This is a genomic window from Erwinia sp. Eh17-17 (assembly GCF_039675725.1).
GTDB lineage: Bacteria > Pseudomonadota > Gammaproteobacteria > Enterobacterales > Enterobacteriaceae > Erwinia.
Genome location: NZ_JBDFQT010000004.1, coordinates 215,699 through 228,221 on the forward strand (window position 1 = coordinate 215,699; position 12,523 = coordinate 228,221).

The window sequence follows — 12,523 nt, forward strand, 5'->3', positions numbered from 1 at the left end:
ATGACGGCAGGGCCGGACAACGCTCCGCCCACAAAACTGAGCTCAGGAGGCAGAGATGACCAAAGGATTAGTGATTTTACTACACGGCGTCGGCAGCAGCGGCGACGACCTGGCAGGCCTGGGCGATCACCTGGCCCCGTTACTGCCGGATGTAAGCTTTGCCAGCCCCAACGCACCGTATCATTTTGAACACGGCGCAGGCTGGCAGTGGTTCAGCCTGACGGGGATTACCCCGGAGAACCGCCCCGACCGCGTGGCAGAGGCGCGGGCGGCGTTTGACCAGACACTCCAGACGATCCTCGACCGGCATCAAATGAGCGACCGCCTGGACAGCGTGGTGCTGCTCGGCTTCTCGCAGGGGTCGATTATGGCGCTGGACACGCTGGTATCCGGCCGCTGGCCGGTCGCCGGTATTGTCGCGTTTTCCGGCCGCCTGTCGTCGCCCCAGCCGTTCACCCCGGCATTGACCACCCCGGTGCTGCTGGTACACGGCATGGCCGATGACGTGATCCCGGTGCAGGAGGGGGAATCCGCAGAGCAGCGCCTGCGCGCCCTCGGCGTTACGGTCAGCAGCCAGTTTCAGCCCGGCGTGGGTCACACCATTTCGGCGCAGGGTGCAGCGCGTGCCGCAGAATTTATTGCGTCGTGTCTGGCGTAATATAGTCCTCAATCATCGGCGGTGGGGTAAGCGGCAGCGTGATGATAAAGCGTGCCCCGCCCTGCGGCCGGTTCTCCACCCGGATTGTCCCCTCGTGCAGGGTGACAATCGCCTGACAGATTGCCAGGCCCAGCCCAACCCCCGGCACCGCCGACTCCTTGTCGCCGCGTGAAAACTTTTCGAAGATCCGCTTTTCCTGTCCGGGAGCAATGCCCGGCCCGCTGTCCCAGACCTCCAGCAGCAGCTGGTGCGCCGACGGCTGCGACGCTGCAATCCCGATGTTCGCCTCTGCACCGCCATACTTCAGCGCGTTTTCCAGCAGATTACTCAGCACCCGCTCCATCAGCGGGCCATCGACGTCAATCAGCAGCAGCGGCGGCAGATCCAGCGTGAGGTGGCGCCCGGCCAGCAGCGGGGCCAGCTGGCGCAGCGTACTGCCAACCAGCTCATCCAGCGCCATCCACTCGCGGCGCAAATGGAAGCCGCCGGACTGGAGGCGCGCCATATCCAGCAGGTTATTCACCAGACGAATGGTATTCAGCGTCTGTTCGCGCATCGCGCTGGCCTGCGGGGCATACGGCGAGTTTTCAGACGCCAGGTCCAGAGTGAGAATTTCAGCCTGACCGAACAGTACCGTCAGCGGCGTGCGCAGGTCGTGTGACAGCGCCGACAGCAGCGCGTTACGCAGCTGTTCACGCTCGGCAGCCAGCCTGGACACCGCCTCACGCTGGCTGAGGTTCATGCGTTCCAGCGCGTTGGCGATCAGCACGGTGAAGGTTTCCACCAGCCGCTGCTGCTCCGGGATCATCAGCTGGCGCAGGTTCAGCGGTTCGAGGATCAGCAGGCCCAGCGTTTCACTGCCGCTTTTCAGCGGCAGCATCTGCCAGGGAACGCCGGGTAGCGTATCGGTTCCCGCCCCGGCGGGCTGGCCCTTGTCAAAGCTCCAGCGCGCTATCGCCCGATCCGGCACCGCGCTGAGATGCGCCTCACCCACCGCGACCAGCTCGCCGTGCTCGTCGGGCAGATAGAGTTCGCTACGGGCGTGCAGCGTGCTTTCCACGCTGCGCTGCAGCGTGGTGGCGATATCGCGCTGGCTGAGCGCCCGGCTGAGGGCTTTCGCCATCTCATACAGATGGTGCGCCCGCTGTTCGCGGTAGCGCGCCACCCGCGCCTGATAGCGCACCCCGGAGGTCAGATTGCCGACAATCACCCCGACCGCCAGCATCACGCCGAAGGTCACCAGATACTGCACGTCCGACACCGCCATGGTGCCGGTAGGCGCGACAAACACCAGGTCAAAGGCCACGATATTCATCAGCGTGGCCACCACCGACGGCCAGCGACCGTAGCGCAGGGCGATAATCACCACGGACAGCAGGTAGACCATCACCAGGTTCACCGAGTCAACGGCGGGCAGCAGCCAGCGTCCGGCGACGGTGATCAGCGCACACAGCAGCAGCGCGGCGGCACCGCCCCGCAGCTGGGCGCGCCATTTCCCTTCGGGGCTGCCGGTGCGCGGGGCCAGTGGGCTGGCGGCATCCGGCGGCGGGTCGTCCAGCGCGACAATCAGAATATCGAGATCCGGCCCCAGCTCGCCCAGGCGGTCGGCGAAACGTTCGCGCCACCAGCGCCGGGTCGGGCGACGGCCGATAATGATTTTACCGAGGTTATGCTCACGGGCGTAGCGCAGCACCGCGTTGGCTTCGCTGGGGTCGGAGAGGGTGGCGGTTTCCGCGCCAAGATCCTGCGCCAGCTGAAGGGTACGCAGAATACCGCGCCGCCGCGCTTCGGACAGGCGATAAAGGCGCGGGGTTTCGACATACACCGCGTGCCACACGCTGTCGAGCCGGGCGGCGAGCCTTGCTGCGCTGCGCACCAGCTTTTCACTGCCGCTGTTGTCACCGATGCACAGCAGAATGGCATCGCGGGTGTGCCAGACTTTCTCGCGCCCCTGGGTGTCGCGCCAGGCGCGCATCTGATCGTCAACGCGGTCGGCGGTGCGGCGCAGCGCCAGCTCGCGCAGGGCAATCAGGTTGCCTTTGCGGAAGAAGTTTTCAATGGCGCGCTCCGCCCCTTCTCCGATGTAAACCTTGCCCTCTTTCAGCCGCTGGCGCAGGTCGTCCGGCGGCAGATCCACCAGCACCACCTCGTCAGCGGCGTCAAAAAACGGATCGGGGACCGTTTCCCGCACGCGGATGCCGGTCACGCCGCCAACCACATCGTTCAGGCTCTCCAGATGCTGGACGTTGACGGTGGTCATGACATCAATCCCTGCATCCAGCAGCTCTTCAATGTCCTGCCAGCGCTTAGGATGGCGCGAACCGCGCGCGTTGCTGTGCGCCAGTTCGTCCATCAGGATCACCGCCGGGTGGCAGGCCAGCGCCGCATCAAGATCAAACTCCGGGTGCCGATGCTGCCCGGTGGCGCGACGCGGCAATATCGTCAGTCCGGCCAGCAGCGCTGCCGTTTCCGGGCGCTCGTGCGTTTCCACCACGCCGACCAGTACCTCCAGCCCCTGCGCGCGCAGGCGGCGGGCCTCCTGCAACATCGCCCAGGTTTTCCCCACGCCCGCGCAGGCGCCAAAGTAAATTTTCAGCTTACCGCGCCGACTTTCCGCCGCCAGGCGCAGTAGCGCATCCGGGTCCGGGCGCTGGAGTTCGTCGTTCATCAGATTCCTTATTTATGGGCGGTTGCGCATCGCAAACGCGGGCGGAGCGAAAAAGCCGGCCCACCCGCCGTGGTTCAACGCTGTAATGCATCCAGCGCCATATTCAGCTTCAGCACGTTAACACCCGGTTCACCGATAAACGCCGGGCGCGGCGTCATCGTATTATCGTCAATCAGTCGCTCCACCGTTTCCAGCGGCAGGCTTCGCGCCTGCGCCACGCGCGCCGCCTGCCAGTGCGCGGCCTCTGGCGAAATCTGTGGATCCAGCCCGCTGGCGCTGGCGGTCACCAGATCCACCGGCACCTGCGGGCTGGCCTGCGGGTTCGCGGCTCGCAGCGCTGCCACACGTCCGGCTACCGCCTGATCCAGCGCCGGATTACTGGCCGCCAGGTTACTGCCGGAGGAGGCCAGTGGATTATACGCCGCATCGCCCGTTGCCGATGGCCGCCCCTGGAAATATTCCGCACGGGTAAAGCTCTGGCCGATCAGGGCAGAACCGCGCACGCCCCCCTCTTCACGCAGCAGCGAACCGTTCGCCTGTAGCGGAAACCACCACTGCGCCAGGCCGGTGGTTAACAGAGGATAGAGCAGCCCGGTGACCAGCGTCAGAACGATCAGTAAAAACAGGGCAGGACGTAATTGGCTCATCATTATTTTCCTTATGCCAGGCCCAGCAGGGTCAGCAACATATCAATCAGTTTTATTCCGGCGAACGGCACCAGCAGGCCGCCCACGCCATACAGCCACAGGTTACGTCGCAGCAGCGCGGCGGCACTCAGCGGACGGTAGCTCACCCCTTTCAGCGCCAGCGGGATCAGGAAGACAATCACCAGCGCGTTGAAGATCACCGCCGACAGGATGGCGGAGTTGGGCGAATGCAGGTGCATCACGTTCAGCATATTGAGCTGCGGTAAGGTGGCGGCAAAGGCGGCCGGGATAATGGCAAAATACTTCGCCACATCGTTGGCGATGCTGAAGGTGGTCAGCGACCCGCGCGTCATCAGCATCTGTTTGCCGATATGCACCACTTCCAGCAGCTTGGTCGGGTTAGAGTCGAGATCGACCATGTTGCCCGCCTCTTTCGCCGCCTGCGTCCCGGAGTTCATGGCCACCGCCACATCGGCCTGCGCCAGCGCCGGGGCATCGTTCGTGCCGTCCCCGGTCATCGCCACCAGCCGCCCTTCTGCCTGATACTGGCGGATCAGCGCCAGCTTGGCTTCCGGCGTGGCTTCGGACAGGAAGTCGTCCACCCCGGCTTCAGCGGCGATAGCGGCGGCGGTCAGCGGGTTATCCCCGGTGATCATCACCGTTTTAATCCCCATTTTGCGCAGTTCGGCAAAGCGCTCTTTGATGCCGCCTTTCACGATATCTTTCAGCTCGACCACGCCCAGTACCGTGGCACCGTCGCACACCACCAGCGGCGTTCCGCCCGCGCGCGCCACCTGCTCCACCAGCCCGTTAACTTCCGGCGGAAACTGGCCGCCGTTGCTGTCGATATGGCGACGTACCGCATCCACGGCACCTTTACGCACCGTGCGGTCCTGCACGTTAACCCCGCTCATGCGCGTCTGCGCCGAGAACGGAATAAAGGTGGCATCCAGGCTTTTCAGGTCGCGCTCGCGCAGGTTAAATTTCTGCTTCGCCAGCACCACAATACTGCGCCCTTCCGGGGTTTCATCCGCCAGCGAGGCCAGCTGCGCGGCATCGGCCAGCTGCTGTTCACTGACGCCGGACGCCGGCAGGAACTGCGTTGCCTGGCGGTTACCCAGGGTGATGGTGCCGGTTTTATCCAGCAGCAGAACATCCACGTCCCCTGCCGCTTCCACTGCACGGCCGCTGGTGGCAATCACATTGGCCCCCAGCATACGGCTCATCCCGGCCACGCCAATCGCCGACAGCAGGCCGCCGATAGTGGTGGGGATCAGGCACACCAGCAGCGCCACCAGCACCGTCAGGCTCACCGGATTGCCCGCCCAGGCGGTAAACGGATACAGCGTGGCGGTCGCCAGCAGGAAGACGATGGTCAGCGCCACCAGCAGAATAGTCAGGGCGATCTCGTTCGGCGTTTTACGGCGTTTGGCCCCTTCCACCATGGCGATCATACGGTCAAGGAACGTCTCCCCTGGGTTGACGCTGCACTGCACCACCAGCCAGTCAGAGAGGATGCGCGTCCCGCCGGTCACCGACGAGAAGTCGCCGCCGGACTCGCGGATCACCGGGGCCGACTCACCGGTGATGGCGCTTTCGTCCACCGAGGCACCGCCCTCCACCACTTCACCGTCGCAGGGGATCATATCGCCCGCTTCGACCAGCACCCAGTCGCCTTTGCGCAGTGATTCAGCGGCCACCGACTGATGGCCGGCACCGTATTTCGGCTCAGCGAGCTTTTTGGCAAAGCTGGTTTTGGTGATACCTTTCAGGCTGTTAGCCTGCGCTTTACTGCGCCCTTCCGCCAGCGCTTCCGCCATATTGGCAAACAGCACGGTAAACCACAGCCAGACGGCGATTGCGGCGGTAAAACCGGTGTCACCCGGCGTTTTCCCGCTGGCCATACCGATGGCCAGCAGCGTGGTCAGCATACTGCCCAGCCACACCACAAACATTACCGGGTTGCGTACCTGGGTACGCGGGTCCAGTTTTTTAAACGCATCGAGCAGCGCGGTACGCATCAGCGCTCCGTCAAACAGCGCCTGTTGATTACGACTCATGACTCTTCTCCGCCCGTTAACGACCGATCGTTTGCAGATGTTCCGCCACCGGCCCTAAGGCCAGCGCCGGGATAAAGGTCAGCGCACCGACCAGCAGTACGGTGCCAATCAGCAGGGCAATAAACAGCGCCCCGTGCGTCGGCAGCGTGCCCTGGCCTGCGGGCTGGACCTTTTTCAGCGCCAGTGACCCGGCAATTGCCAGCACCGGAATGATGATGCCGAAGCGGCCCGCCAGCATGCAGAACGCCAGCAGCAGGTTCCAGAACGCCGTGTTGGCGCTCAGCCCGGCAAACGCACTGCCGTTGTTATTCGCCGCCGAGGACACCGCGTACAGCACCTCCGAGAAGCCGTGCGTGCCGGGGTTAAGCATGCCGCTGCGCCCGGCTTCGGTCATCATCGCCAGCGCGGTGCCCAGCAGCACCAGGCAGGGGGTGACGAGGATTGCCAGCGCGGTCATTTTCATTTCCCACACGTCGATTTTTTTGCCGAGGTATTCCGGTGAGCGACCGATCATCAGTCCGGCGATAAACACCGCCAGCAGCACGAACAGCAGCATGCCGTACAGCCCGGCACCCACGCCGCCAAACACCACTTCACCGATCTGCATCAGCCACATCGGCACCATGCCGCCCAGTGCGGTAAAGGAGTCATGCATCGCATTGACCGCCCCGCAGGAGGCCGCTGTGGTGATCACCGCAAACAGGCTGGAGTTGAGAATGCCGAAGCGCGTCTCCTTACCTTCCATATTGATGGCGCTGTCTGCCCCCAGCGTCAGGAAGTGCGGGTTACCGTTCAGTTCGGCCCACATCACCACGGCCACCGCACCGATAAACATCAGCGACATCGCCCACAGCAGCACATGGCCCTGACGCGTATCGCGCACCACGTCGCCAAAGGCGAAACAGAGCGCCGCCGGGATGAGGAAGATCGCCAGCATCTGCACAAAGTTGCTGTAAACGGTCGGGTTTTCAAACGGATGCGCGGAGTTGGCGTTAAAGAAGCCACCGCCGTTGGTGCCGAGCATTTTGATCGCTTCCTGTGAGGCCACCGGCCCCATAGGCAGGGTCTGTTTCACCCCTTCCAGCGTGGTCAGGCTGAGGTAGCCGTCGGTGTTCTGCAGCACGCCCTGGCTGACGAGGAACAGCGCCATCAGCAGCGACAGCGGCAGCAGCACATACAGAGTGATACGAGTGATATCCCGCCAGGCGTTGCCCAGCTCACCCAGCGCACGGCGGGCAAAACCGCGCATCAGCGCAAAGGCCACGGCAATCCCGGTCGCTGCCGACAGGAAGTTCTGTACCGTCAGGCCCACCATCTGGCTGAAATAGCTCAGGGTGCTTTCCCCGGCGTACGCCTGCCAGTTGGTATTGGTGACAAAGCTGACGGCGGTATTCAGCGCCAGGTGCCAGCTCAGGCCCGGCAGCTGCTGCGGGTTAAGCGGCAGACTGCCCTGGCTCATCAGCATGACGAACAGCAGCAGCAGGCCGCAGGCGTTAAACAGCAGGATCGCCCACAGATAGCGCTGCCAGCTCATACCCTCTTCCGTTACGCCGCTCATGCGCCACAGCACGCGCTCCATCCCGGCCATACCGGGAAGCGGTCGGTCATCCACCAGCCGCGCCAGCCCTTTGCCCAGCGGGCGGGCCAGCACCATCAGCAGCACCAGATAGGTGGCAATCAGTAAAAATGCGGGGGCGGCCATCAGAACTCCTCCGCACGGATCAGGGCATACACCAGGTAGCCCAGCAGCAAACAGACCAGCACAATGCCGGTAATGACAGCGACGCTCACAACACACCTCCAGAGGCGTTTTTCAGTAACGCTATTGTTGCGAGCGGCGTGCAAAGTTGATGTAAAAATGCGGGGCTGGGGTGTAAAAAAAGTATAAAAATGGACAGGGTACCGGCGAAAATGGTCTGCATCACTGCCGGTGGAAATCTGCGGCACGGGGCGACCGGAAAAAATGGTCTGCATCACTGCCGGCGGAAATCTGTAACACGGGGCGACCGGAAAAAATGGTCGCCCCCTACGGTTATTGTCCCGACCGTCACGCAGGGGTTGACCTTCTTTTTCGGTCAGCCCGCCATCACCGGTATGCCGGCGGAAATCCGCGGCTCGGGGCGACCGGAAAAAATGGTCTGCATCACTGCCGGTGGAAATCTGTAACACGGGGCGACCGGAAAAAATGGTCGCCCCCTACGGTTATTGTCCCGACCGTCACGTAGGGGCTGACCTTCTTTTTCGGTCAGCCCGCCATCACCGGTATGCCGGCGGAAATCCGTGGCACGGGGCGACCGGAAAAAATGGTCGCCCCCTACGGTTATTGTCCCGACCGTCACGTAGGGGCTGACCTTCTTTTTCGGTCAGCCCGCCATCACCGGTATGCCGGCGGAAATCCGCGGCTCGGGGCGACCGGAAAAAATGGTCTGCATCACTGCCGGCGGAAATCTGTAACACGGGGCGACCGGAAAAAATGGTCGCCCCCTACGGTTAATTTCCCGACCGTCACGCAGGGGCTGACCTTCTTTTTCGGTCAGCCCGCCATCACCGGTAAAAGGGATGATCCGGGAAAAATGGTCGCCCCCTACGGTTAATGTCCCGACCGTCACGTAGGGGCTGACCTTCTTTTTCGGTCAGCCCGCCAGCAGTGCCAGTGCAGAACGCAGATCGTGAACAAAATTAGCCATCATTTCCTCCAGAATCCCGTGAGAACACCCGTCTGCAAGCCGCCTGCTGCGCTGACCATGACCGAAAAAATCACCGCCATACCTTTTGGCCATCACCGTCACGCCTCCAGTCAATACCGGACTCAACCGCCCTGTGGTTATTCTGAAATGAAAACGCGCCGTGATTATTCAGTTCCGACACGCACTTTTCCTGTCTTATAGTCGCAGCAACGTGGCGCCAGCCGAGTGAGGGCAGTGATGCAGATTTCCAGACAACAAACCGCGTGGCTGAAGGGTATCGCCATTGCGTTTATGGTGGGGCACCATCTTTTTGCCTTCCCGGAGCGCATCGACCCCGCGCTGCCCGTGCAGCATCTGCTGCCGTGGTTCAACCTTGAACGCGCCGTTGCCGGGTTTGAAAAAATCTGCGTGCCGATGTTTTTATTCCTCTCCGGCTACGGCTTCGCCATGAGCCGTGCGCGCGGCTGGCGCGATCTGCTGAAAAAAAGCTGGGGAATTTACAGTCAGTTCTGGCTGGTATGCCTGATTTTCGTGCCCGTCGGGATGATGTGGTTCAACGGCAGCGGCGCTTACTCGTCCGACATCGCCAGCGTGCTGCTCAATCTCAGCGGATTATCGACCACGTGGAACGGCGAGTGGTGGTTCCTGGTGCTGTACATCGCCTACCTGTGCACCCTGCCGCTGATGCGCAGAATGGGGACGCGCCAGCTGCTGGGTGCCGCGCTGGTGCTGATGGTGGCGGGCAACCTCTCTTTCCGCTACTTCCATGAGGGCTGGGTCGAACGGGATATTGCGCTGTACGGGATGTGGCTGCTGCCGTTTGTCTGCGGTTTTCTGGCCGGACGACATGCCGGAGATGTGGCCTCACTGACGCAGCAGGCCCTGCAGCGCCGCCTGTTCTGGCCGCTGTCGCTGCTGTTTATCGGCGTGATTTATGCCGCGGCGCGCCTGCCGGGCTTGACCAATATGGGGCTGGCGCTGGTTACGCCGCTGTTTATCGTGCTGTGCCTTGATGTCTGCCAGCGCCTGCCCGGCCGTGGCCAGGCGCTGCTGGCAGAGCTGGGCCAGCGCTCCACCTTTATCTGGCTGACCCACACCTTCTACTGCTACTACTTCTTCCAGCCGTTTATCTACGCACCGCGCTTTACGCCGCTGATCTGGCTGCTGTTGCTGACGGTATCCTGGCTGACCAGCGTGGTGCTCGGCTGGATCTATCAGCAGCTGTTTACCCGGCCCAAAATGCCGGATAACCGTATCCCGACCTGAGTCAGGGCTTGTCGACCGCCACCGCTTCAATGCGGGATTGGGGTTTCACCCCGCCCGCCACCAGCCACACCGCGACGATAATCACCAGCGCCCCGGCGATAAACCCTTTTGACAGGGTTTCGCCCAGGAAAAGATACCCCCACAGAACGCCAAACGGCGGGATGAGGAAGGTCACGGTCAGCGTTCTCAGCGGACCGATGTCGGCAATCAGGCGGAAGAACAGGATGTAGGCCCAGGCGGTACACACCAGGCCCAGTGCCAGCACGCACAGCCATACGCCGGGATGATCCCACTGCACCGCAGGCTGAACGATCAGCGACCCGATAAACACCGGCAGCAGAAAAACACTGGCCCCGATCTGACTGCCCAGCGCCACCAGCCGGGCATCCATCCCGCCGCGATCGCCAATCCATTTTTTCGTCAGGAAGCCTGCGCTGGCATAGCAGGCCGTTGCCACCAGGCAGGCGGCAATGCCCCACAGGACGTCCTGCGACAGCGCCAGGCTGCCGGTGGTGGTCAGCAGCACAATGCCCACCAGGCCCAGCAGCACCCCGGCGAGTTTTCTCAGGGTAAACGCTTCGCTGAAAAACAGGCCGCCAACCACTACCCCCATCAGCGGAGTGGTGGCGTTGAGGATGGCGGAATAGCCGGCGGGCAGCCACTTTGCCGCCAGGCAGTACATGACAAACGGCACCGCCGAATTAATCACCCCCAGCGACATGGCGGGCAGCGCCCGGCCGTTAAAATTAATCTTAACCCGCAGCACCAGCAGCAGCGTCAACAGCCCTCCGCAGCCAAACAGCACGCGCAGAAAAGCCGTATTCAGCGAACCAAAATACGGTGTGGCCACGCGCATAAAAAGAAAGCTCGCCCCCCAGATGGCGGCCAGCAGCACTAAGCGCCCGATATCCCCTTGCTTCACATCACTCTCCCGTTCCTGAGTTAAGCGTCCTTTATAGGCCGCACAACCAGGCAAAACAAGCCGTTAGCGGTCATTGAAATCGCTTACATTTATTTGCGAGCTGTGTCGTGGTATCGATATAACTGATCCGATGGGGCTTCTCATCTGGCAGTCAGGGTGCTTAAATTCGTTACTGAACACTGACCGGAGGTTTTATGCTGTCCTCACACACCCTTAGCCTGGCTATCCACCGTAACTGGGTAGACCTGTATGAAACGATCTGGAAACCCGAATTCTTCCCTAAATGGGCGTCGGGTCTCAGCCAGGGGCCGCTGGAGCCGGAAGGCAATGGCTGGAAAGGGCGCGGTCCCCAGGGGCCGGTAAAAGTGCGCTTCACCGGGCACAATCCCTTCTGCATCATGGACCACTACATTGACAGCGGTTACCGCAAAGAAATCTTTGTCCCGATGCGTATCGTGGCCAATGAAGAAGGGTCTCAGGTATTGATCACCGTATTTCGTCAGCCGCTGGTGTCGGACGAGAAATTCGCCCAGGAGCTGGAGTGGGTAAAACAGGATTTACAGGCGCTGCACACGCTGCTGACGACCTGACAGCACGGGCAGGGAGGAGCGGGCGCAGCCCGGCAGATAAGGAGCTTCTGATGCAGAAAATTATTTTTGATACTGATATTGGCGTCGATGACGCCTTTGCCCTCGCCTACGCGGCGAAAAGCATGGATATTCTCGGTGTGACCACCGTCTTCGGCAATGTGCCGGTCGAACAGGCGGTCAGTAATGCCCGGCTGTTCAGCCAGAAAATCGGTCTGGATGTGCCGATCTATCGCGGCAGTTCCCGGCCGCTGGCGCTCGCGCCCTCTGCCCCCGCCTGGGATGTGCATGGGGCCGACGGGCTGGGCGGCGTCTTTGACAACCCGTGGAACGGGGCCGCCGACAACGCCATTCACTTTATTATCAACAGCGTTCGCGCTCACCCCGACGAACTGACCCTGGTCGCCATCGGCCCCCTGACCAATATCGCGCTGGCGATTAATCAGGCGCCGGATATCGTGCCGCAGATTAAGCAGCTGGTGATCATGGGCGGTGCTTTTGGCACGCTGGGCAACAGCGGTAACGTCACGCCTTTCGCTGAGTTTAATATCTGGAAAGACCCGCATGCCGCCGACCAGGTGCTGAACTCCGCGCTGCCAGTGGTGGTGTTGCCGCTGGACGTGACGCATCGGGTGCGGGTCAGCGGCGATGACATCCGCGCCCTGCGCCACCCGGTGCTGGAAGCGATCTCCCGCAGCTACCTGCAATACAGCCTTGAAAAAGAGGGCGTTGAAGGCATGGCGCTGCACGATACGCTGACCATCGCCTGGCTGAACCACCCGTCGTGGTTTGGCATCACAGAGTCGCCGGTGCGGGTGGTGACCGACGGCATCAGCCGCGGCCAGACGCTGCGCCAGCTTAACAGCGTGGCATCCTGTGACGATCCGTTTGCCGGATGCCGGGTGCAAAAGCTTTGCCTGTCGGTCGAGGCGGAAAAAGTGAAAAAACACTTCCTGGATACGTTACGCCGCTGACTGCGCGCGAGCGGTGACCATTAATCCGGGTCAGCAGCAGAATTAATGGTCACT

11 protein-coding genes are annotated in these 12,523 nt (G+C 62.1%); 4 read left to right on the forward strand and 7 right to left on the reverse strand.

Annotated elements, in window-relative coordinates; translation table 11 throughout:
- The first annotated feature begins 55 nt into the window (after nucleotides 1-55).
- Nucleotides 56-658, forward strand: coding sequence for a dienelactone hydrolase family protein (locus ABEH87_RS13435; RefSeq protein ID WP_346576880.1), 603 nt, complete (start codon nucleotides 56-58; stop codon nucleotides 656-658).
- Here the strand turns inward: ABEH87_RS13435 and kdpD are convergent.
- The 6 genes from kdpD to ABEH87_RS13465 form a co-directional block, all read right to left on the reverse strand.
- On the reverse strand, nucleotides 636-3,326 hold the full coding sequence (gene kdpD / locus ABEH87_RS13440) for a two-component system sensor histidine kinase KdpD (RefSeq protein ID WP_346576881.1): 2,691 nt from the start codon (nucleotides 3,324-3,326) through the stop codon (nucleotides 636-638). The genes ABEH87_RS13435 and kdpD overlap by 23 nt on opposite strands.
- Nucleotides 3,327-3,400: 74 nt before the next feature.
- A complete protein-coding gene (kdpC, locus tag ABEH87_RS13445) occupies nucleotides 3,401-3,973 on the reverse strand; it encodes a potassium-transporting ATPase subunit KdpC (RefSeq protein ID WP_346576882.1) in 573 nt (190 codons plus the stop codon).
- A gap of 11 nt (nucleotides 3,974-3,984) precedes the next feature.
- Nucleotides 3,985-6,033, reverse strand: coding sequence for a potassium-transporting ATPase subunit KdpB (gene kdpB, locus ABEH87_RS13450; RefSeq protein ID WP_346576883.1), 2,049 nt, complete (start codon nucleotides 6,031-6,033; stop codon nucleotides 3,985-3,987).
- A gap of 16 nt (nucleotides 6,034-6,049) precedes the next feature.
- Nucleotides 6,050-7,735: a potassium-transporting ATPase subunit KdpA gene (gene kdpA, locus ABEH87_RS13455; RefSeq protein ID WP_346576884.1), complete on the reverse strand. Its 1,686-nt coding sequence runs from the start codon at nucleotides 7,733-7,735 to the stop codon at nucleotides 6,050-6,052.
- On the reverse strand, nucleotides 7,735-7,824 hold the full coding sequence (gene kdpF, locus ABEH87_RS13460) for a K(+)-transporting ATPase subunit F (protein WP_084344168.1): 90 nt from the start codon (nucleotides 7,822-7,824) through the stop codon (nucleotides 7,735-7,737). Before kdpF ends, kdpA begins: the two co-directional genes overlap by 1 nt.
- Before the next feature lie 842 nt (nucleotides 7,825-8,666).
- Entirely contained in the window at nucleotides 8,667-8,813 is a 147-nt protein-coding gene (locus tag ABEH87_RS13465; protein WP_346576885.1) for a hypothetical protein, read from the reverse strand.
- 144 nt (nucleotides 8,814-8,957) lie between these two features.
- Here ABEH87_RS13465 and ABEH87_RS13470 point away from each other — a divergent pair, with 144 nt between their 5' ends.
- The gene (locus tag ABEH87_RS13470) at nucleotides 8,958-9,986 is read left to right on the forward strand and encodes an acyltransferase (protein ID WP_346576886.1); all 1,029 of its coding nucleotides are present in this window, start codon (nucleotides 8,958-8,960) and stop codon (nucleotides 9,984-9,986) included.
- A gap of 1 nt (nucleotide 9,987) precedes the next feature.
- On the opposite strand, the gene ABEH87_RS13475 is transcribed toward ABEH87_RS13470, so the two are convergent.
- Nucleotides 9,988-10,908, reverse strand: coding sequence for an EamA family transporter (locus tag ABEH87_RS13475; RefSeq protein ID WP_346576887.1), 921 nt, complete (start codon nucleotides 10,906-10,908; stop codon nucleotides 9,988-9,990).
- Nucleotides 10,909-11,102: 194 nt separating this feature from the next.
- On the opposite strand from ABEH87_RS13475, the gene ABEH87_RS13480 reads away from it, so the two are divergent.
- Together ABEH87_RS13480 and ABEH87_RS13485 are read left to right on the forward strand one after the other, a co-directional pair.
- Entirely contained in the window at nucleotides 11,103-11,498 is a 396-nt protein-coding gene (locus tag ABEH87_RS13480) for a polyketide cyclase (protein ID WP_346576888.1), read from the forward strand.
- Between the two features lie 50 nt (nucleotides 11,499-11,548).
- A complete protein-coding gene (locus ABEH87_RS13485) occupies nucleotides 11,549-12,469 on the forward strand; it encodes a nucleoside hydrolase (protein ID WP_346576889.1) in 921 nt (306 codons plus the stop codon).
- The last annotated feature ends 54 nt before the right edge of the window (nucleotides 12,470-12,523 follow it).

Bases quoted from the DNA above. Each gene is read 5' to 3' on its own strand.
- ABEH87_RS13470 (WP_346576886.1), top strand. From the start codon at position 8,958: ATGCAGATTTCCAGACAACAAACCGCGTGGCTGAAGGGTATCGCCATT.
- ABEH87_RS13435 (WP_346576880.1), top strand. From the start codon at position 56: ATGACCAAAGGATTAGTGATTTTACTACACGGCGTCGGCAGCAGCGGC.
- kdpC (WP_346576882.1), bottom strand. From the start codon at position 3,973: ATGAGCCAATTACGTCCTGCCCTGTTTTTACTGATCGTTCTGACGCTG.
- ABEH87_RS13485 (WP_346576889.1), top strand. From the start codon at position 11,549: ATGCAGAAAATTATTTTTGATACTGATATTGGCGTCGATGACGCCTTT.
- kdpB (WP_346576883.1), bottom strand. From the start codon at position 6,033: ATGAGTCGTAATCAACAGGCGCTGTTTGACGGAGCGCTGATGCGTACC.
- kdpA (WP_346576884.1), bottom strand. From the start codon at position 7,735: ATGGCCGCCCCCGCATTTTTACTGATTGCCACCTATCTGGTGCTGCTG.
- kdpD (WP_346576881.1), bottom strand. From the start codon at position 3,326: ATGAACGACGAACTCCAGCGCCCGGACCCGGATGCGCTACTGCGCCTG.
- ABEH87_RS13465 (WP_346576885.1), bottom strand. From the start codon at position 8,813: ATGGCCAAAAGGTATGGCGGTGATTTTTTCGGTCATGGTCAGCGCAGC.
- ABEH87_RS13480 (WP_346576888.1), top strand. From the start codon at position 11,103: ATGCTGTCCTCACACACCCTTAGCCTGGCTATCCACCGTAACTGGGTA.